The organism is Tamlana crocina, from assembly GCF_012037625.1.
In genome coordinates this window covers 1-476 of the sequence record NZ_JAAVJS010000202.1, presented here as the reverse complement: position 1 = coordinate 476, position 476 = coordinate 1, and the positions used below count along the sequence as shown (strand labels likewise).

The window sequence follows — 476 nt, the reverse complement described above, 5'->3', positions numbered from 1 at the left end:
AGGGGCGCGTGTTTCTTTGTGTGGAAGACAATGGTATTGGTATTCCTGCTGAAAAACAGCGGGACATCTTTAAAAAATCTTCCAGGCTTAACCAGGAAATAGCAGGAACAGGCATGGGGCTGTACATAGTAAAACGAATGATAGAGAGCCAGGAGGGGAGAATTAAGATGGAAAGCACTCCGGGAGAAGGAACCTTATTTAAAGTATTCTTTCAGGCTCCTTTCCAGGCAAAGAAGAGCGGCTAAAGCACTTTTTGCGACTTCACAAATAGAGATCTTGTTATCCAATTCTTATTAGTCGGCCGTAACCTAGCCGGAGAAATAAATTGGATAAAGTGATCTTAATCATTTTTCGGTAATTATAATGGCTTTAGTATTGTGCGTTCAAATGAAGCTATGAATGTACTAGTGCTTACAGACCTTTCTGATGTGGCTAAAAATGCCGGCAGTTATGCTGTGCAATTTTTAAGCGATATA

At 40.5% G+C, this 476-nt stretch carries 1 protein-coding gene; it reads left to right on the top strand.

Annotated elements, in window-relative coordinates; all coding sequences use genetic code 11:
• Positions 1-245 (top strand): sensor histidine kinase (locus HC176_RS16315; RefSeq protein ID WP_167920061.1); only part of this gene is annotated, 245 nt, incomplete at its 5' end.
• Positions 246-476 lie beyond the last annotated feature (231 nt).